At 50.9% G+C, this 20,000-nt stretch carries 22 protein-coding genes and 1 pseudogene; 15 read left to right on the top strand and 8 right to left on the bottom strand.

Annotated features, from left to right (window positions below; genetic code table 11):
- Positions 1-21: 21 nt before the first annotated feature.
- Both NG42_RS03710 and NG42_RS03705 read right to left on the bottom strand, forming a co-directional pair.
- Positions 22-432 (bottom strand): GNAT family N-acetyltransferase, encoded by a 411-nt coding sequence (locus tag NG42_RS03710; RefSeq protein ID WP_052897926.1) that lies wholly within the window; start codon positions 430-432, stop codon positions 22-24.
- Positions 433-809: 377 nt separating this feature from the next.
- A complete protein-coding gene (locus tag NG42_RS03705) occupies positions 810-1,034 on the bottom strand; it encodes a YgdI/YgdR family lipoprotein (protein WP_052897925.1) in 225 nt (74 codons plus the stop codon).
- Between the two features lie 258 nt (positions 1,035-1,292).
- Between NG42_RS03705 and NG42_RS03700 the strand changes: the two genes are divergently transcribed.
- Positions 1,293-1,616 (top strand): lipoprotein, encoded by a 324-nt coding sequence (locus NG42_RS03700; RefSeq protein WP_052897924.1) that lies wholly within the window; start codon positions 1,293-1,295, stop codon positions 1,614-1,616.
- A 104-nt stretch (positions 1,617-1,720) separates the two neighbouring features.
- Entirely contained in the window at positions 1,721-2,056 is a 336-nt protein-coding gene (locus NG42_RS03695; protein ID WP_053115619.1) for a hypothetical protein, read from the top strand.
- 893 nt (positions 2,057-2,949) lie between these two features.
- Here NG42_RS03695 and NG42_RS03690 read toward each other — a convergent pair.
- On the bottom strand, positions 2,950-3,381 hold the full coding sequence (locus tag NG42_RS03690) for an OsmC family protein (RefSeq protein ID WP_052897923.1): 432 nt from the start codon (positions 3,379-3,381) through the stop codon (positions 2,950-2,952).
- A gap of 140 nt (positions 3,382-3,521) precedes the next feature.
- On the opposite strand from NG42_RS03690, the gene NG42_RS03685 reads away from it, so the two are divergent.
- Both NG42_RS03685 and NG42_RS03680 read left to right on the top strand, forming a co-directional pair.
- Positions 3,522-3,701, top strand: coding sequence for a YodC family protein (locus NG42_RS03685; RefSeq protein WP_052897922.1), 180 nt, complete (start codon positions 3,522-3,524; stop codon positions 3,699-3,701).
- Between the two features lie 444 nt (positions 3,702-4,145).
- Positions 4,146-5,408 (top strand): purine-cytosine permease family protein, encoded by a 1,263-nt coding sequence (locus NG42_RS03680; protein WP_052897921.1) that lies wholly within the window; start codon positions 4,146-4,148, stop codon positions 5,406-5,408.
- 58 nt (positions 5,409-5,466) lie between these two features.
- Here NG42_RS03680 and NG42_RS03675 read toward each other — a convergent pair whose 3' ends face one another.
- Positions 5,467-6,081, bottom strand: a complete 615-nt coding sequence (locus NG42_RS03675) for a hypothetical protein (protein WP_052897920.1) — start codon at positions 6,079-6,081, stop codon at positions 5,467-5,469.
- 255 nt (positions 6,082-6,336) lie between these two features.
- Here NG42_RS03675 and NG42_RS03670 point away from each other — a divergent pair, with 255 nt between their 5' ends.
- Entirely contained in the window at positions 6,337-6,639 is a 303-nt protein-coding gene (locus tag NG42_RS03670; protein ID WP_241488294.1) for a hypothetical protein, read from the top strand.
- Between the two features lie 47 nt (positions 6,640-6,686).
- On the opposite strand, the gene NG42_RS23745 is transcribed toward NG42_RS03670, so the two are convergent.
- Entirely contained in the window at positions 6,687-6,812 is a 126-nt protein-coding gene (locus NG42_RS23745; protein ID WP_277619509.1) for a hypothetical protein, read from the bottom strand.
- A gap of 290 nt (positions 6,813-7,102) precedes the next feature.
- On the opposite strand from NG42_RS23745, the gene NG42_RS03665 reads away from it, so the two are divergent.
- The gene (locus NG42_RS03665) at positions 7,103-8,173 is read left to right on the top strand and encodes a glycosyltransferase (protein ID WP_052897918.1); all 1,071 of its coding nucleotides are present in this window, start codon (positions 7,103-7,105) and stop codon (positions 8,171-8,173) included.
- 122 nt (positions 8,174-8,295) lie between these two features.
- Here NG42_RS03665 and icd read toward each other — a convergent pair whose 3' ends face one another.
- A complete protein-coding gene (gene icd, locus NG42_RS03660) occupies positions 8,296-9,546 on the bottom strand; it encodes an NADP-dependent isocitrate dehydrogenase (protein ID WP_052897917.1) in 1,251 nt (416 codons plus the stop codon).
- Positions 9,547-9,647: 101 nt separating this feature from the next.
- Between icd and rluE the strand changes: the two genes are divergently transcribed.
- The 8 genes from rluE (at position 9,648) to NG42_RS03620 (ending at position 17,564) form a co-directional block, all read left to right on the top strand.
- Positions 9,648-10,310, top strand: a complete 663-nt coding sequence (gene rluE / locus NG42_RS03655) for a 23S rRNA pseudouridine(2457) synthase RluE (protein WP_072133163.1) — start codon at positions 9,648-9,650, stop codon at positions 10,308-10,310.
- 46 nt (positions 10,311-10,356) lie between these two features.
- Positions 10,357-10,830, top strand: coding sequence for an NUDIX domain-containing protein (locus NG42_RS03650; protein ID WP_052897915.1), 474 nt, complete (start codon positions 10,357-10,359; stop codon positions 10,828-10,830).
- A gap of 42 nt (positions 10,831-10,872) precedes the next feature.
- On the top strand, positions 10,873-11,979 hold the full coding sequence (mnmA, locus tag NG42_RS03645) for a tRNA 2-thiouridine(34) synthase MnmA (protein WP_052897914.1): 1,107 nt from the start codon (positions 10,873-10,875) through the stop codon (positions 11,977-11,979).
- Positions 11,980-12,051: 72 nt separating this feature from the next.
- A complete protein-coding gene (gene hflD, locus NG42_RS03640; protein ID WP_052897913.1) occupies positions 12,052-12,693 on the top strand; it encodes a high frequency lysogenization protein HflD in 642 nt (213 codons plus the stop codon).
- Between the two features lie 49 nt (positions 12,694-12,742).
- Positions 12,743-14,113 (top strand): adenylosuccinate lyase, encoded by a 1,371-nt coding sequence (gene purB, locus NG42_RS03635; RefSeq protein ID WP_052897912.1) that lies wholly within the window; start codon positions 12,743-12,745, stop codon positions 14,111-14,113.
- A gap of 125 nt (positions 14,114-14,238) precedes the next feature.
- Positions 14,239-14,907, top strand: a complete 669-nt coding sequence (phoP, locus tag NG42_RS03630) for a two-component system response regulator PhoP (protein WP_052897911.1) — start codon at positions 14,239-14,241, stop codon at positions 14,905-14,907.
- Between the two features lie 3 nt (positions 14,908-14,910).
- On the top strand, positions 14,911-16,371 hold the full coding sequence (gene phoQ, locus NG42_RS03625) for a two-component system sensor histidine kinase PhoQ (RefSeq protein WP_052897910.1): 1,461 nt from the start codon (positions 14,911-14,913) through the stop codon (positions 16,369-16,371).
- A gap of 68 nt (positions 16,372-16,439) precedes the next feature.
- Positions 16,440-17,564 (top strand): ribosomal protein uL16 3-hydroxylase, encoded by a 1,125-nt coding sequence (locus NG42_RS03620; protein WP_052897909.1) that lies wholly within the window; start codon positions 16,440-16,442, stop codon positions 17,562-17,564.
- A gap of 117 nt (positions 17,565-17,681) precedes the next feature.
- On the opposite strand, the gene pepT is transcribed toward NG42_RS03620, so the two are convergent.
- Positions 17,682-18,908: a peptidase T gene (gene pepT / locus NG42_RS03615; RefSeq protein ID WP_052897908.1), complete on the bottom strand. Its 1,227-nt coding sequence runs from the start codon at positions 18,906-18,908 to the stop codon at positions 17,682-17,684.
- A 130-nt stretch (positions 18,909-19,038) separates the two neighbouring features.
- Between pepT and NG42_RS03610 the strand changes: the two genes are divergently transcribed.
- Positions 19,039-19,755, top strand: coding sequence for a GntR family transcriptional regulator (locus NG42_RS03610; protein ID WP_052897907.1), 717 nt, complete (start codon positions 19,039-19,041; stop codon positions 19,753-19,755).
- Here the strand turns inward: NG42_RS03610 and NG42_RS23280 are convergent.
- Positions 19,752-20,000: pseudogene (locus NG42_RS23280) on the bottom strand (starvation-sensing protein RspA); the annotation flags it as partial. The gene NG42_RS03610 and the pseudogene NG42_RS23280 sit on opposite strands and share 4 nt — an antisense overlap.

Raw genomic sequence — 20,000 nt, 5'->3', positions numbered from 1 at the left:
CGCAGGTTGTCCAGATACCTGTTACAGGTCTTTGGCTAAATAATAACGAGTATGTTTATGCGCATATTCGGCTAAATTTCCGTAGGCCTGATATCCCAGTTTTTCATAAAAGCCTTTTGCCTGAAAACTGAACGTATCGACATACGCCATATGGCAACCGCGTTTAATCGCTTCTTCTTCCGCCTGTTTCATCAGCTGATGGCCCAGCCCACTTTGACGGTGCGCTTTATCCACCCATAAATACTGCACTTCCAGCCCGCCCCACCAGGTACGCGCCACCAGACCAGCAATAATTTGTTGGTTATCGTTGGTAAAGGTCAGGAACAGGGGGCGAATATCAACCTTATCAACGGTATCGTTATGCGCCCACAGGCTGGAGATGACAAACTCTTCGTCTTGCGGATTAGGTGTATCGGTAATGTTAATCTTCATTTCTGTATCAAACTGGTTAAATGAATCTGAGGAATCAGGCAGCTTTATAAACCATTAATTCCCATGGCATTTTTCCCGCTAAATTTCAAGAGGGAATAGCACCCCTTCCAGTATTGGTTAGCGGTGGTTATGCTTAAAGATATACAGGGATTGGGCAAAAGCACAACCCTTTAATAAGAAAAACTTACCCTATTTATTATAATAAAATTGCGCCACACCAGAGGCACACCAGGGAATCTTTTTTATCTCTTTCAGAGGGATAGATACAAATCGGCCAGCTCTGAACACCAGATAATGCCTCTCAGAAGGCAAATGTTCAGGCAGGAAGCGGGAGAGGACTACCGGCAACGCCAGGTAGTCCTTTTTTTAGGGCGGGATTAATCGTCAAACTCAGACATCTCTTTCACTTCTGAGCGGTTAATCTGCTGCTCTTTGCCCTGCGCATCTTTATAGGTAATCATGCCGGTATCGCTATCCACCTGCGGTTTACCGTCGGCAACAATTGTGCGGCCATCATTAGTGTGCATGATATGGTCATTGGCACAGCCGCTCAGAAATAAGCCGATAGCAATGGCAGAAGCGGTCAAAATAGTCTTTTTCATCTTTAACTCCATGTCGTGAGTCCGTAGTCAGGTTCCCGTTAAGGGTAACCTGTCATGACGCGCTGTTTTAGGTATTGATGCGCAACGCTTTGTTTTACAGATAATTCTGAGTCCGGTTCAGCAGTAATATTTCTCCGCGCTGACGGCAGAAACCGCGTTTTTGATTCAGCGTCTCGCGCTATTGTGCAGTTTAAAGTTGCTCCAAAGATTGCCGATAACAGAACTCTGACTGGCATAGGTACCGAGACGATATTAACCATGAATCAAGCACTGAAAGTGGCGGTTGTCGCCCTGTTACTGTCCGGCTGCGCACTGAAGCAGTATCCCAAATCCACGCCGCTCGGTGCGCAAGAGTCGGCCACACTGGACTGCCCTGCCATCGATAATGAAATGGCCAAATCGCAGCGCGTTCAGCAGGAAATCGCCGACACCGGGAAATTCAGTACACTGACGGTAGTGGGATTTATGCTGGATTTCGGTATCGGCAATGGCATCGCCAAATATCACGCCAGCAGCAAAGCCGAGGAGCGACTCACTCAACTTAGGGCGTTAAAAACGGTGAAATGTCCGCAGTCGAGTTAAACAGCGTCATTTGCAGCATGATTACCCTGAAACGGTTTAGGTAACACAGCATTTATCCGCTACGCTTTACCCTGTGAGGCACTGTTTGAATAAGGGATGCAATCATGAAGCTGGTTCGGTTAACTGTTTTGGCGGGCGCAATAGCACTGGCAGGCTGCTCGTCGGACTATCAGGGCAAAGAGTGCGTCGGTAAAGTGGAAAGCTTATCCGGACAGCCACTGGGTCAGACGCAGGCGCTGGTCATTGACCGGTTCAGCTCCTTTACCGTCACCACCTCACAGGCCAAAATTGACAGTGGCACGCTGAGAACCACCGATCGCACGCTCTATCTGCCTGCTGCGGTGACACGCGAAGGCTATCTGGCACAACGGTTGTCAGACAACCGCTTTTGCCTGATCGACTCACCGAATAACCAGATGATCACTTATACCTGTAAGTAACTGAATTAGCATCGATGCCGTCGGATCGCAGGCTGACTGACGGCAACCCGCAGACGCCCCTGATTGACACCCCGCTCCACCGATTAAGATCGCACCAAATGCTTACCTGAAACGGTCACAGCTACGCCAGACGATAATTTATTCTGACCAGACGGGATGCCAGGCTGGACAAAATCCGCCTGGCTTTAACCACTCTGCGCTAACTGTCATGCATTTCAGTAGGGGTTCAGGCAGGTTTAGTTTTTGTTGGCGGAGGCGACTCCACTGGACTCAACGTAATGGTGAAAGGACGATTGGCTGTACGGCTAATGGCGTTGAAAACCTCGCCTTTAGTGCTCTTCGTGTCAGAATCGAATGAGCGCAAAGCCGGCGAAATGAAAGTATTATTATCTATTTTCGACATAACAAGCTCCATTTGTTATTAATAACGAACCATGCTAATCAGGATGCTAATGATCATGCAGTGGACGCCTGTCCGGTACAAAGTCTGCTACCAATCAGCACTCTTTCCCCCACCGGGGAGAGTCGCTCTTCAACCTTGTCGCTGAATACGGTGGCGGCGGGGCTATTGTATTGATCTAAAAGCGCATTGCATAACCGTGAAACCACTCTCCTGTCAGTGCCAGAATATTCTCATTGGTGAGTTTTGCAAGAGATGCCTTGTGACGACATAAAGAAAAATTTAACCGTGATGATGTTTAATAAATTCCGCAATAATGTTTCATCAGCAGCGCCCAGATAACCAGTGCGGAGAGTTCTTAACGATATTATCAGTCGCTGCATGCGGACGATATCAATTTCCGCTCAATGCGCGCTCCGGCAGCGTAAACTGTCGCCGGAGCATAAAGCCTGTTCAGGGCAGTTAATCAGTGGCGGGAAAGCTGCCGATCCGATTAATTTTCCAGCTGATACTCAAGCGTTATCTCAGCCTTGAGTAATTTTGAGACCGGGCAGCCTGCTTTTGCCTGATTGATAATTTTATCAAAGGTCTCATTATCGATACCGGGCAGTTTAACCTGGCTTTTTAACGCCACCTTGCTGATGGCAAAGCCACCGTCGACTTTATCCAGCGACACATCAGCGGTGGTATCAATACTCTCAGGCACAAAACCTTCTTCACCCAGCATCAGCGACAGCGCCATCGAGAAACACGCGGAGTGAGCCGCTGCAATCAGCTCTTCAGGGTTGGTGCCCGCTTTGCCCTCAAAGCGGGTATTAAAGCCGTAGGGTTGCTGTTCAAGCGCCCCGCTCTCGGTGGAAATGTAACCCTTACCCTGCTTGATATTACCTTCCCAGTGAGCCTGTCCTTTTTTATGAATGGTCATTTTTATCCTCCGGTTTTTCTGCATGAACTACCAGTATAGGAAACTCTCAGCGAGGCGATGGCGAATCTTTAGCCAGTTGCGCTTGCAAAACGGCAATTGCTGACCGTTAATAAAACGGACAACACAATGGAGAAAACGTCATGTTTAAACCCGAAGATATCGTTCAGTCAAAAACCGGTGGTCCAAAAATGGTGGTGCTGCAAGTTGAGGGAGACAGCCTGTGGTGCGCACGTATTGATGATGCGGAGAAGAAACAGATCAAAGTTGCGGCCAACTCGGTCAATCATTATCACGAAGAAGGCGACTTTGGCGTCTGCTAATTAATTAAGGGCCATCTGCAAGATTAACGTTCAGAATGAGCCTGGTCCGGCTGGCTTATCTTCAGGCGGTTAGCGGCTTTTCCCTTAGCGCTGGTCGCGCTACACCGTGAGCCGGGCCGCAGCTCGACGGTAGCACCACTGGTCGCAGAAATGGGCAGTTTACGCACGGTGTTTGCGGAGCGATTTTTAACCGTTAGCGGCAAGAGTCCGGGCCATGATGCGCAGCGAATCTCGTCTGGGCTGCCCCTTTGTTTATTATTTCTCACCTTATTAGCGGGTAAAAAGAGTATTGCCTTTCAACATTACCGGGTTATATTGAAGCGGTAGCCGATTTAATCATTAAATCAGATTGCCGCATTAGGTTTAATTAACACCCCAGAAATAATTAGCTTAGTAAAAATATCGCTCCCTCATTCAGGCAAAATTAACTCAAGGAAGAGTATTATGGTTAAAATTGAAGATTATCCGTTAAGCCGGGTTCCACAAGATAAACGAGTTTCATTTTTAAGTGTTGCAATAATTCATCTTGGCATGTTGACCGCATTAGATCAGTTTATGCTGGGTGCCGTATTGGGCCACAGAATGAGCCTGGAAGACGCCTTTATTGCCATTACGGCGGGCAGTCTTATTTTCGCCGTCGCCACGCTCGGGCTGGGATTCGCCGGTATGCACGAAGGCGTTTCCGGTAGCCTGTTAGCCCGCTGGTGCGGCTTTGGCCGCATCGGTTCAGTATTCGTTGGGCTGGTCATCGCACTCTGTTTACTCGGCTGGTTTGGTATACAAAATGCGATATTCGCCCGTTCACTTAATTTTGCGCTACAGGGGAAGCTGGGGTTTATTCTGTCGGCCACAATAACCGGCGCTTGCCTGACGATTCTGGTGGCCTTTGGCTTTAGGGCATTACGCTTTACCGCGCGCATTGCCGTGCCGATGTTTATTATGCTGGTGGCTTTTATCTCATTCACCACTCTGTCCGGTATCAATACCGCTGAAATTATTACCCGACAACCGGCCGGAGAGCCACTGGCTCTGAGCGATGGTATTACTCTGGTCGTCGGCGGGGTGATTCTCGCCAGTCTGGTGACACCCGATCTGACACGCTATTCGCGGAACAAAAAACAGGTTTTTAATATTACGCTGCTTACGATTATTGTCAGCCAGTATATTGTTAATGGACTGGCGATTCTTATTGGCAAAACGCTGGGGACGGCCGATGTTGTCACCATGATGGCTCAAACTGCTGGCGGTATCGGTCTGCTGGTGGTGGTATTTTCAACCCTGCGGGTTAATGATATTAACCTTTACTCTTCATCATTGGGTATCACTAATGCAGTTGAAGGGATATTCGGTAAAAAATTGAAATATTCCACCACCACACTGTTTATTGGAACCGTCGGCACGTTATTATCGGTGTTGGGTATTCTGGAGCGCTTTGCCGACTTTCTCAGTCTGATGGGGGTGGTTATTCCGCCAATTATCAGCGTAATGATGGTTGACTACTATATTCTGCGTAACCATCGGGCAGTGCTGAATCATAGCCGGGAATCTGGCGGATTGCCTGAAAGCACGCCGGTTATTGGTTGGCTGGCGATTATTTCCTGCGCAGTCGGCAGTATCGCAGGCGTGATGATTACGGCAGGCGTGCCGACCTTTAACTCGCTGGCGATCGCCGGGACACTCTATTATCTGTTAAGCAAACTGAAATAAGACTCTCGCTGTCCGCTTGGTGGCGGACAGCGATGTCGATTTAAATAAATCCAGGTTATCAGGCTCCCGGCTTATCTCCTTTATCTTTATCTTTATCTTTATCTTCCAGAGACTTCGCCTGTTGCCGAATCACAGAGAGCTGCGAGAAATGATCGATTTTATTCATATCTGGTTTGATTTGCAGGATATCAAACCCCATGCCGAGCCCGGTGCTGTACAACGTGGCATCTACCGCCTTGTTTGCATCCGTCATCCCTTCAACAAAATCGGCTCCGCGCCTGATATACCCCCTCGACTTATCATGCTCTAACGGATTCTTTGTGCAAATCGACGCCATTTTTGACGCAGCAAGCGGGATAGAGGGATATCTCAAAGCAATATTCTCCCACTCAGAAAAATTAACCACCGCAGTCACTGCCGCACCAATCGCCATAAAGCGCTGATTGCGGCTGGGCATCTGCTCAATATTGCTGATGACTGACAGTGTCGGCGTGGATTTAATATCACGACTGAGTGATAACTCTTTAAGCGACACGGCTAATGCCACCGGGATGTTTTGCACCCTGTCGGGCCAGGGAAGCGCTCTGTTGGTTGCTCCCTGACGATTATTCCAGCTCTGTACAGAAAGTAACGCATCTGAATGCGCATGATTAGCGACTAATTCAACTGGCATAGATATACCTGCTCTGCTGTTTAAATGCCGTCAAACTAGCAGCTCGCTGAACGGTTTACTTTTAAAAAAAGCTTATATTTAGGATTTACCTCAGCAGTACGTGACTGGCCGCACGAAAAAATGGATTTTCTGATAATTTTCCATTAAAAATAGAGACATGGAGCAGCTCAGAAATGAAAGAATATTTATTATTACAGTATTAACATTCAGCACAGCACAGTCGGAGACACCCGTTATATGCAGAACAGATTAACAATGCGACTCTCATGGCAGGTCAGTGAGTTCCTCCTTCCCGACCTGCGTGCGCTGCTACCCGCTGAAAGTATTCAGTTTTTTACCAATGAGCTTGATGAACAGTGGCACCACACCTTACTGTGTATACCGGGCGATAAAAATTGCTCACTGATGGTTTCGGCAATCCTTATCTGGCGGCAGTTGGGGCGGATTCATGCGCTGCATTACAGTAGTGCAGCGGTGACCGCCGACGCTTCCCATGCCGATCAACATCAGCTATTCGAATTGCTGAACACACCGGGTGCGGTCGTGAATATTTCTTAGGCCAGGCCTTACCAGACGCACGGCCCCATGCGCCTGGTATGGAGGATTTAATCAGCTTTAAACGGATCTTTTTTATCGTCTTCACTGTCATCGCGCTTTCTTGGGATCTCCCCCTCTTCGTTCGGCGCACCACCTGCTGGTAAATCATCTTTATCTTTATGCTTTTGGCTCATCGCGATCTCCATCAACTTATCGGGGTTAATAAAGTATAGAAGAGATTAATCAAATTGTTACTGTCGTCTCTTTGCGGAAGTTCACACCGGGCACAGCCTGCTCTACGAATGAAGAGAACGCAAAAGCCGGACAAACTGGACAGTAATATTATTAATAATACAAATATATTAATTATATATAATTTAAATTGAAATCAATTCTAAATAAATAGAAATCTCTAAAAAAAACACTCATAATAATCTGCTGCAAGCAAAAGCCTGTATCGGAACGATTCGCATAAGGATATATAATGAAAAAAGTATTAATAACTCTTGATACACCCACGGGAAGAGGCGGTCTGGAATCAGCTGTTGCACGTATCTCTAAAATGATGATGAAACATAACAATTTTATTGTTGAAATATTTATGTTCTATGAAAGTCGTGAGGAGAATTATAACTGGCTGTCAGAAATAAATTATACCATCAGTCAATCTTCATTCCGAAATCATAAGATCCGCAGATGCCATCATGCCTGGAAACTGGCAAAAAAAATCCGCCAATTTAAACCGGATATTGTCGTAACATTAAGTACTGTCCCCTGTTTCATATCACGCCTTGCGATACGCTTTGCACGGGTTAACACCCCCTTGCTTTCATGGATACACTTACCGCCCAGGCCAAGATATCGCCCACAATATCTCATGCACGCGGATGGTCACCTGGCGATTAGTAATGAAATAAAGCAACAACTTATCGACTTAGGTGCAAACCCCGCTAGCGTTTCGGTGGTTTTCAACCCGGTGACGCCCCAATCAGTCTTTGTCGAACGCCCTGTTGCTACGACGAATTTTTTATATATTGGTCGAATAAACTTTGAGTTACAAAAGAGAATAAAAGACTTACTCACGGCCTGTTCTCTTCTGCAGGGTAACTGGCGTCTGGATGTGATTGGCGAAGGCGATGACAGGAGTCAGTGTGAGAGTTATGCACAGAGCTTAGGGATAAATAATCATATTCACTGGCACGGCTGGCAGGAGTCGCCATGGGAGTATGTTGAAAGTCATATTAATGTTGCCAGCTGTCTGGTTTTAAGCTCTGATTATGAAGGATTCCCGCTGGTGTTACTTGAGGCGCTATCACGAGGCATTTTCTGTATCGCTTCCGATTGCGTCAGCGGCCCAGGAGAAATAATTAATAATGGCGTAAATGGTTTCCTTTACCCCCCCAGGGAGACAAAAGCACTAGCTGAAAAAATGCAATTGATTATTGACGGGCGCGCCCTGCCATCCCATGCTGACATTAAAAACTCAGTGTCGCAGTTTTACAATGAAAACTTTATCAGTTCGTTTAATGCAGAGTTACTTAAGTGGATAAAGTGAATAACAGAACGTGAAGTAATCTGTTTAATTGCCACGTTTGACGGTGTTGGGGAAAGGCCTTAAAACACATCAGGCCAGCCGCAGGTTAACGCTGCAACCGGCCTGATACTAATCAAGCAAAATTACATATGCTTAATCATTGCATCGCCAAACTCTGAGGATTTCAGCAGCTTAGCGCCGTCCATCAGACGTTCGAAATCGTAAGTCACGGTTTTCGCCGCGATGGCGCCTTCCATACCTTTAACGATCAGGTCAGCCGCTTCGAACCATTCCATATGACGCAACATCATCTCCGCAGACAGGATCACTGAACCTGGGTTCACTTTATCCTGGCCAGCGTACTTAGGTGCAGTACCGTGGGTCGCTTCAAACAGCGCACACTCGTCACCAATGTTGGCACCCGGTGCGATACCGATACCACCAACCTGAGCAGCCAGCGCATCAGAAATGTAGTCACCGTTGAGGTTCATACAGGCGATAACGTCATACTCAGCCGGACGCAGCAGGATCTGCTGCAGGAATGCATCGGCGATCACGTCTTTGATAACGATCTCTTTGCCGTTATTAGGGTTCTTGATTTTCACCCATGGGCCGCCGTCGATCAGTTCACCGCCAAACTCATCACGAGCCAGCTGGTAACCCCAATCTTTGAACGCACCTTCGGTGAATTTCATGATGTTGCCTTTGTGCACCAGGGTGACAGAGTCACGATCGTTAGTGATCGCATACTCAATCGCCGCACGCACCAGACGCTTCGTCCCTTCTTCTGAGCACGGCTTGATGCCGATACCACACTGCTCAGGGAAGCGAATTTTCTGCACGCCCATTTCGTCTTTGAGGAACTTGATCACTTTGTCTGCTTCTGCAGAACCTGCTTTCCACTCGATACCCGCATAGATATCTTCGGAGTTCTCGCGGAAAATCACCATATCGGTGTCTTCTGGACGCTTGACCGGGCTTGGTGTGCCCTGATAGTAACGTACCGGACGCAGACAGATGTACAGATCCAGCTGTTGACGTAAGGCAACGTTCAGAGAACGAATACCGCCACCGACCGGGGTGGTCAGCGGGCCTTTGATGGCAACGCGGTACTCTTTAATCAGGTCGAGAGTTTCTTCTGGTAACCAGACATCCGGACCATACAGCTCGACAGACTTCTCACCGGTATAGATTTCCATCCAGGAGATTTTTCGCTCGCCGTTGTAGGCTTTCTGCACAGCGGCATCAACCACTTTGATCATCACTGGTGAAACATCAACCCCAATACCATCACCTTCGATAAAAGGAATGACAGGGTTGTTTGGAACGACCAGTTTTCCCTGAACCTGGGTGATTTTTTGACCTTCCGCCGGAACAACTACTTTGCTTTCCATTAACCTCTCCTTCGAGCGCTTTTTTGTTAATGATTTGTAAGATGCGCGTCAATACTACTTGAATATTAACTCCGCGCCAATCACCGCAGCTTTGCGTTATAATGCGCTCATTGTCACAAACTGCAAAGACCATGCCGAAAACTCCCGTTAAGAATCACCGCGTTAAACGATTCAGCCGCCCTGCTGCGGCGAAAAACGCCGCCAAAGGCCCGCGGCGCGTCATTGTGTTCAACAAACCCTTTGACGTGTTGCCCCAGTTCACCGACGAAGCAGGCCGCGCCACACTGAAAGATTATGTGCCGGTCACTAAGGTCTACGCCGCCGGGCGTCTCGACCGCGACAGCGAAGGCCTGATGGTGCTGACCAATGATGGGGCACTGCAGGCAAAGCTGACGCAGCCGGGTAAGCGCACCGGAAAAATTTATTATGTGCAGGTGGAAGGCGCGCCGCTGGAGAGCGACCTGCAACTGCTGCGCGATGGGGTTAATCTGAAAGATGGCCCGACGCTGCCTGCCGCCATCGAATTAGTCGATCAGCCTGACTGGTTATGGCCGCGCAATCCACCGATTCGCGAACGAAAAGCCATTCCTGTCAATTGGTTAAAAGTGACGCTGTTTGAGGGGCGCAACCGTCAGGTACGGCGTATGACAGCGCATATTGGCTTCCCGACTTTGCGGCTGATTCGTTTCGCCCTCGGCTCAATTCAGCTGGAGAATCTGGCGCCGGGAGAATGGCGCGATATCAGCGCTGAGTTTGAGCACTAACGGTCGCCGACCTCATAACCTGTGGTTAACAATTACGGAGAACAGCATGTTTAAACCTAATGTTACCGTTGCCTGCCTGGTGCACGCCGAAGGCCAGCTGCTGGTGGTGGAAGAGACGATTAACGGCATCGCAACGTGGAATCAGCCGGCCGGACATCTTGAGGCGAATGAAACCCTGATTGAGGCCGCTGAACGCGAACTGTTTGAAGAGACCGGCATTCGGGCCACGCCGCAGGCGTTACTGCGTGTTCATCAATGGATTGCGCCAGATAGCACCCCGTTTTTACGTTTTCTCTTTGCTCTCGACCTGCCTTCCCGACTGGCAACCACGCCACAGGATGCGGAGATTGATCGCTGCTGGTGGCTGACGCCACAGCAAATTTTGCAGGCCGATAACCTTCGTTCACCGCTGGTGGCGGAGAGCGTGCGCATCTGGCAATCAGGCGAGCGTTATCCGCTGGCGTTATTGCAGGCATTTCAATGGCCGTTTTGCGAGGGTGCGCCGCTCGGCGACGCGTGATAGAATACGCCGCCTGTTTTTATTCCTTATCGTGAGTGTGTCATGTCTGACAACAGCCAGAAAAAAGTGATCGTCGGAATGTCCGGCGGCGTCGACTCTTCCGTTTCCGCATGGTTACTGCAACAGCAGGGCTATCAGGTCGAAGGCCTGTTTATGAAGAACTGGGAAGAAGATGATGGTGAGGAATACTGCACCGCTGCCGAAGATCTGGCTGATGCACAAGCGGTTTGCGACAAACTGGGTATCCGCCTGCACAAAGTTAACTTTGCTGCCGAGTACTGGGATAACGTTTTCGAACATTTCCTTGAAGAGTACAAAGCTGGCCGCACGCCGAACCCGGATATCCTGTGCAATAAAGAGATCAAATTTAAAGCCTTCCTCGAATTCGCCGCGGAAGATCTCGGCGCGGACTTTATTGCCACCGGCCACTACGTGCGCCGCCAGGATGTTGACGGTAAGAGCCGCCTGCTGCGCGGCCTCGACGACAATAAAGACCAAAGTTACTTCCTCTACACCCTCAGCCATCAGCAAATTGCCCAGAGCCTGTTCCCGGTTGGCGAACTGGCCAAGCCCGAAGTGCGCCGCATCGCTGAACAGCTCGAGCTGATTACCGCGAAGAAAAAAGACTCCACCGGTATCTGTTTTATCGGCGAGCGCAAATTCCGCGACTTTTTGGGCCGCTACCTGCCCGCGCAGCCAGGGAATATTGTCACCGTTGACGGTCAGACCGTGGGTCAACATCAGGGTCTGATGTATCACACCCTCGGCCAGCGTAAAGGTTTAGGTATTGGCGGTCTGAAAGAGAGTAACGACGACCCATGGTATGTGGTGGACAAAGATGTCACCAATAACCTGCTGGTGGTCGCTCAGGGCGCGGAACATCCCCGCCTGATGTCGGTCGGTCTGGTGGCTCAGCAACTTCACTGGGTCGATCGCGAAACGCTGCGCGAACCATTACGCTGCGTGGTGAAGACCCGTTATCGCCAGAGCGATATCGATTGTGTTATCACCCCGCTTGACGATCAGCGCATTGAAGTGCGCTTTGACCAGCCGGTTGCCGCGGTTACCCCGGGTCAGTCAGCGGTGTTCTATCTCGGCGAAGTTTGCCTCGGTGGTGGCATTATCGAAGAGCGCTTACCGCTGCTTTGATAACGGCATTAGCGCCAGCCATATCAATGAATGACCTGTGATGTAATGACGGAAGCGTAGACAGGAGTAACCGTGGCTAAGAACTATTATGATATCACCCTGGCGATGGCTGGCATCTGCCAGTCGGCGCATCTGGTACAGCAGCTGGCGCACCAGGGCCATTGCGACGGCGAAATCATGCAAGTGTCGCTGAGAAGTTTACTGGACTTAAATCCCTCATCAACGCTGGCGGTTTACGGCAGTGATGAAGCCAATCTGCGCTTTGGTCTGGAAACGCTACTGGCAATCCTGAATACCAGCAGTCGTCAGGGCGTCGGTGCTGAACTGACGCGTTATACCCTGAGCCTGATGGTGCTGGAGCGCAAACTGCACGGCAATAAGCAGGCGATGGACGAGCTGGCACGTCGTATCTCCCAGCTTGACCGCCAGCTGGCGCATTACGATCTCGAATCCGATACGCTGCTGAGCGCTATGGCGGCGATTTACGTTGATGTCATAAGCCCGCTTGGGCCGCGTATTCAGGTGACCGGTTCACCGGCGGTATTGCAGAATGCACAGTTGCAAAGCAAAGTGCGCGCAACCCTGCTGGCCGGTATTCGTTCTGCGGTGCTGTGGCACCAGGTGGGCGGTGGCCGCCTGCAATTAATGTTTTCCCGTAATCGCATTGCCAGCGAAGCGAAACGAATTTTAGCCAATCTCAGCCCGGCGGCGTAACGCCGGGTGTTCAGCCCAATACCTTGTAAAATGATCAGGAGTTGCACTGATGGAATTATCCTCTCTGACCGCCGTCTCACCTGTAGATGGTCGTTACGGCGACAAAGTCAGCCCACTGCGTGCTATTTTCAGCGAATACGGTTTGCTGAAGTTCCGCGTTGAGGTTGAAGTTCGCTGGTTACAGAAACTGGCCGCGACCGCAGAGATCAAGGAAGTTCCTGCATTTGATGCCGACGCAAACGCTTACCTTGATGCTATTGTGGCCAATTTCAATGAAGAAGATGCCGCGCGTATCAAAACCATTGAACGCACCACCAACCACGACGTAAAAGCGGTTGAGTACTTCCTGAAAGAAAAAGTTGAGTCAGTACCGGCCCTGCACGCGGTCTCTGAGTTTATTCACTTCGCCTGTACTTCCGAAGATATCAATAACCTGTCTCACGCGCTGATGCTGGAAACCGCACGTCGCGACGTGGTAGTGCCTTACTGGCAGCAGATTATTGGCGCGGTAAAAGATCTGGCGCAGCAATATCGTGATATTCCCCTGCTCTCACGTACCCATGGTCAGCCAGCTACCCCTTCCACTCTGGGTAAAGAGATGGCTAACGTAGCGTACCGCATGGAGCGCCAGCTGCGTCAGCTGGAGCGGGTTGAGGTGCTGGGCAAAATTAACGGTGCCGTCGGTAACTATAATGCGCACATTGCCGCCTACCCGGAAGTGGACTGGCATCAGCTGAGCGAAGCCTTTGTCACCTCACTGGGCATCACCTGGAACCCGTACACCACGCAGATTGAGCCACACGACTATATCGCTGAGCTGTTTGACTGCATGGCGCGCTTCAATACCATTTTGATCGATTTCGATCGTGATATCTGGGGCTATATTGCGCTGAACCACTTTAAGCAGAAAACCATTGCGGGCGAAATCGGCTCTTCCACCATGCCGCATAAAGTTAACCCAATTGACTTCGAAAACTCCGAAGGCAACCTCGGGCTGGCGAATGCCGTGATGCAGCACCTGGCGAGCAAACTGCCGGTATCACGCTGGCAGCGCGATCTGACCGACTCAACGGTACTGCGTAACCTCGGTGTTGGCGTGGGCTACGCGCTGATCGCTTATCAGGCGACGCTGAAAGGTATCTCTAAACTGGAAGTGAACCGCGACCGTCTGCTGGACGAGCTGGACCACAACTGGGAAGTGCTGGCTGAGCCGATTCAGACCGTAATGCGTCGCTATGGCATCGAAAAGCCTTACGAGAAGCTGAAAGAGTTGACGCGCGGTAAACGTGTGGATGCAGCAGGTATGCAGACCTTTATCGACAGCCTGGCGCTGCCGGAAGAGGAGAAAGTCCGCCTGAAGCAGATGACCCCGGCTAACTATATTGGCCGTGCGATTCAAATGGTTGACGATCTGAAATAATACCCGCCGGGCCGATTCATGTCGGCCCGTGTTAACCTCTGGTTTAGTTGCTTTCTCCTATAATCTCAGCATATAAAGAGAGTGGATAACACTGGTTCACTCAGTTTGCGAGAAAGGAATGGCCTATGCGCGTTTTGGTTGTTGAAGATAATGCTTTGCTGCGTCATCACTTAACAGTACAGCTGCGGGATATGGGACACCAGGTTGATGCTGCTGAAGATGCGAAAGAAGCGGATTACTTCCTCAATGAACATACCCCGGATATCACTCTGGTTGACCTCGGTCTGCCCGATGAAGACGGCATGTCGCTGATCCGCCGCTGGCGCACCCAGGAAGTGAAACAGCCGATTCTGGTGTTAACCGCACGTGATGGCTGGCAGGCAAAAGTTGAAGCGCTGGAAGCCGGTGCCGATGACTATGTGACTAAACCCTTCCATATTGAAGAAATCGTGGCACGCATGCAGGCGCTGATGCGCCGCAACAGCGGCCTCGCCTCGCAAATTATTTCGCTGCCACCGTTTCAGATCGATCTGTCACGCCGCGAACTGACTATCAACGAACAGCAAATTAAGCTGACAGCCTTTGAGTACACCATTATCGAAACCCTGATCCGCAATAGCGGCAAAGTGGTGAGTAAAGACTCGCTGATGCTGCAACTTTATCCTGACGCGGAACTGCGTGAAAGCCACACCATTGACGTATTAATGGGCCGCTTGCGTAAGAAAATTCTCGCTGAGTACAGCAAAGACGTGATTACCACAGTGCGCGGTCAGGGCTACCGCTTCGATCTCTGATTGATGTCACTGTTGCGTCGATTTATCCCTTATTCCCTGCGGGCGCGCTTCCTGCTGGCAACCGCTGCGGTGGTGCTGGTGCTGTCGCTTTCCTACGGCATGGTAGCGGTGGTCGGTTATGTGGTCAGTTTTGACAAAAACACCTATCGGGTGATGCGCGGTGAAAGCAATCTGTTCTTTACGCTGGCGCAGTGGCAGGACGGTAAGCTGACTATCGCCCAGCCGGAACGCATGACGCTTAACTTCCCGACGCTGGTGTTTATCTATGACGAGCGCGGCAATCTGCTTTGGCAGCAGCGTGATGTGCCGGAGATCCGCAGCAAAATCAAACCTGACTGGCTGAAAAAGCCGGATTTCTACGAAATCGATACCAACAGCAGCACCAGCCGGGAAGCGCTGGGTAATAACGCCGATGCGCAAAGTAAACTGCATGCTTACGACGATGATGGCAGCAGCTCCTTTACCCACTCGGTGGCGGTCAATCGCTACGATGCCACCACCAATCTGCCCGCGCTGACCATTGTGGTGGTCGACTCGATTCCGCAGGAATTACAGCAGTCGGATATGGTCTGGGTGTGGTTCAATTATGTTCTGCTGGTCAATCTGCTGCTGGTCATTCCCCTGTTGTGGCTGGCGGCACACTGGAGTTTACGGCCGATCGGCTCGCTGGCAAGCCAGGTACGCGAGCTGGAAAGCGGCACCCGTGAAACCCTCGATCCTTATCCGCCGCAAGAGTTGCGCAGTCTGGTGCGTAACCTGAACCTGTTGCTGGATAACGAACGCCAGCGCTATACCCGTTATCGCACCACGCTGTCAGATTTGACCCATAGCCTGAAAACCCCGCTGGCGGTACTGCAAAGTACCCTGCGCTCGCTGCGCGGCAGCAAAACTTTCTCGATTGAGCAGGCTGAGCCAATTATGCTGGAACAGATTAGCCGTATCTCGCAGCAGATTGGCTATTACCTGCATCGCGCCAGTATGCAGGCCGACCATAATCCGCTAAAGCGCGAGCTGCATTCGGTCTCCGCGCTGCTCGACAGCCTCTGTTCCGCACTGAATAAAGTCTATCAGCGTAAAGGCGTTTCCCTGTCGCTCGACCTGTCGCCGGAGATCACCTTTGTCGGCGATCCTAACGATTTTATGGAAGTCATGGGGAATGTGCTGGATAACGCCTGTAAATATTGCCTGGAATTTGTCGAAATCTCGGCGCGTCAGACGGATAATGTGCTGTATCTGATTGTCGAAGATGACGGTCCCGGTATTCCGGAAAGTAAGCGCGATCTGATTTTCGTGCGCGGTCAGCGCGCCGATACCATGCGCCCCGGTCAGGGTATCGGCCTGGCGGTCGCACGCGATATTCTTGAGCAATACGAAGGGGATATCCTCACCGGAACCAGTGAATTAGGCGGAGCCCGCATGGAAGTGGTGTTCCAGCGCCAGGAAGTGTCGCATAACGGAGAGTAGCAACCCACTGCACTTCACAGGCGAAGGGTATATACTTCCTGCAATTACTGCCTGAACTGGAACGTTATATGGATTATCAGCTCGATATCAACTGGCCCGAATTTGTGCAGCGCTACTGGCAGAAACGCCCGGTGGTGCTTAAACGTGGCTTCAAAAATTTCGTCGACCCTATCACCCCCGACGAACTGGCAGGCCTGGCGATGGAGAATGAAGTCGACAGTCGCCTGGTCAGTCATAATGAGGGGAAATGGCAGGTCAGCCACGGGCCTTTCGAGAGCTATGATCATCTGGGTGAAAACAACTGGTCGCTGCTGGTACAGGCGGTTGACCACTGGCACGAGCCTTCTGCCGCACTGATGCGCCCTTTCCGCTTTTTGCCTGACTGGCGTACTGACGATCTGATGATCTCCTTCTCGGTACCCGGCGGCGGCGTCGGTCCCCACTTCGACCAGTATGATGTGTTTATTGTGCAGGGCACCGGGCGTCGTCGCTGGCGTGTCGGTGATAAAGTGCCGATGAAACAACACTGTCCGCATCCCGATCTGCTGCAGGTTGAGCCTTTCGACGCGATTATCGATGAAGAGATGGAGCCGGGCGATATTCTTTATATCCCGCCAGGATTCCCGCACGAAGGTTATTCGCTGGAAAACGCCATCAACTATTCTGTCGGTTTCCGTGCGCCAAGCGGACGTGAACTGATCAGTGGTTTCGCCGACTACGTACTGCAACGTGAACTGGGCAGCTACCGCTTCAGCGATCCGGATGTCCCGGCCCGCGATCGCCCGGCGGAGATTCTGCCTCAGGAGCTCGACGGTATCCGTCAAATGATGCTGGATGTGATTAACCAGCCGCAACAGTTTAACCAGTGGTTTGGTGAATTTATTTCGCAATCCCGCCACGAGCTGGATGTTGCACCACCAGAGCCGCCGTATCAGCCGGATGAAATTTATGATTCGCTGCAACAGGGCGATAAGCTGACGCGCCTTGGCGGTCTGCGCGTTCTGAGCATTGGCGATGCGGTATTTATTAACGGTGAACAGCTGGAAAGCGCACATCGTGAGGCGTTAGTGGTGCTGGCTAATCAGCTGACGTTGGGGCAGGATGACTTTGGCGATGCGCTGGACGATCCGTCATTCCTCGCTCAACTGGCAGCGCTGGTCAACAGCGGCTACTGGTATTTCGGCGAAGAATAAGCGGATAAAATGTCGGGGAGCCGTTTTCGGCTCCCGTACTGTTGGTATGCAGGGTGCGAATCTTCGGTACGGGCGGCGAAAGCGCTGCCCCTACGTTTAACTTACTGATAATGAGCACTATTTACGCTGCGCCGCTAATTCCGCAATTCGCATAATGACCGCAACGGTTTTCTCCATATTATCCAGCGACGCGAACTCATGTTTGCCATGATAGTTATAGCCACCGGTAAAAATATTCGGGCACGGTAATCCCATAAAAGACAGCGATGCGCCATCGGTGCCGCCACGAATCGGTTTCACCTGCGGCTCTATCTCGCAGTCACGCATCGCCTGCAATGCCAGCTCAATAATATGCGGGTGTGCCTCCACTTTTTCCCGCATATTGTAATAACTGTCTTCAATTATCACCTCAATGCCCCCCTGTCCCGCTAACCCTTTGCCGAGACGGCGGCCAATATCCTGTAGCATTTTCTTACGCGCGGCGAAAGCGTCGGCGTCAAAATCGCGCACAATATAGTGCAGCTCGGCACGCTCAACGCTGCCTTTAATCTGATGCAGATGATAAAAGCCTTCATAGCCTGAGGTATGCTCCGGCACTTCCTGCTGCGGCAGTTCGGCATGAAAACGCGTCGCCAGATCCAGCGCATTGACCATCACCCCTTTGGCGGAGCCGGGATGCACATTATTGCCGGTGATTTTTACCGTTGCCGAGGCAGCATTAAAATTTTCAAATTCAAACTCCCCGAGTCCACTGCCATCAATGGTATACGCCCAGTCGGCAGCAAAGGCGGCAACATCGAAATGCGCCGTGCCGCGACCAATCTCTTCGTCCGGGGTAAAGGCAACGCGGATTTCACCATGGGGAATATCGCCTTGCGCCAGCCGCGCCATCGCCGTCATGATTTCGGCAATACCAGCTTTATCATCCGCCCCGAGCAAGGTTTTACCGTCGGTAGTAATCAGCGTATGTCCAATAAGCTGATGCAATACCGGAAACATTACCGGCGACAAGACTTCATCGCCCATTCCCAGCGCAATATCGCCGCCGCGATAGTTTTCAACAATCTGCGGATTGACATTTTTCGCGGTAAAGTCGGGTGAGGTATCCATATGGGAAATAAAACCGATAACCGGTGTTGGCCAGTCAACGGTGGACGGTAAGGTGCCCATCACGCAGCCATAGTCACTTAGCGTAACGTTTTCAAAGCCCAGCGCTTTTAACTCAGTTTGCAGAACCTCCGCCAGCCGCCATTGCCCCTCAGTACTGGGAACCTGACGAGCATGACTTTTTGATTGCGTATCGAAAGAAACGTAATGTAGAAAGCGATCGAGTAATCTGTTCATCTGTCGTCCCTCTGAATGTCTGCCGCTATTATGGAAAGCCTTGCCGGCAAAAGTATTGCGTAAGGTCATGGGTTTAGCGTGTCAGCTCAGATTAATTGTAGTTTGTCCCCTTTCAGTGCAAGAGTGCCGCATGAAGAAAAAAGAGTTTGTAACTCAGGATCTGCTCAGCAAAATCTATCAGCAAGGCGCTGATTCGCCGCGCAAACTGCCACCGGAGCGTCAGCTGGCTGAGGAGTATGGAGTTTCACGCTTTACCATCCGTCAGGCGCTGGAAAAACTGGTCAGCATTGGTGTCATTAACATTGTGCAGGGTTCCGGGATTTATATCAGCGAACGGGCGCGCAGCAATCCGCTGATTTACAACTCGATTACGGAAAAACACTTTGACCAGATCGCCTTTCGCCTGATCAGCCTGCATAAAAAATTGCCGGATAAAGAGGAGCGACAGGTATTTGGTCTGGCTGAACAGGACTATATCTGGCAATTCTGCCGCCTGCGCTACGTCGATAATCAACGGGTGCAGATTGAAACCTCAAAAATGCCGGTGAATGATTTCCCCGACCTTAATCAGCAGATTATCGAGAGTTCAATTCAGCAGTATGTGCTGAGTCGCGGCTGGCGTATCTCGCATCTGATGACCAGCTATCAGGCGATTGCCATCACTAAACCGCAGGCTGAGCTGCTGGCGGCGAAAAAAGGCCAGCCAGCGATGCAGATTAACAGTCGCGGGATTCTTGAAGGTGGCCGGGTCTATGAGATCAGCGAAGTGATTGATATTAATTACGCCTGTACTTACGTGATCCCGTTCAACCAGGACAATCTCAGCTTTCGCCAGACCACACCTTAAGGGGTATGCATCGCGCCGTTGGGTAAGCGGCTCTGCGTCCATTCGTGCGGACGATATTCCAGCGGAAAACGGCTGGCGGCCTGCTGATCAAAGCCAACGCCGATACCGGGCCGCTCAATCGGATACATATAGCCCTGCTCAGCCTGCGGTGCATGGGCAAACACGCTGCGGGTATTGGCCGGCCAGGGATTAAACTCCTGAATCGCGGCGTTATGCAGGTGGATATTCAGATGCGTATTCACCGC

The sequence above is a fragment of the Winslowiella iniecta genome (genome assembly GCF_001267535.1).
GTDB lineage: Bacteria > Pseudomonadota > Gammaproteobacteria > Enterobacterales > Enterobacteriaceae > Erwinia > Erwinia iniecta.
This window is presented reverse-complemented; position numbering and strand designations above follow the sequence as displayed.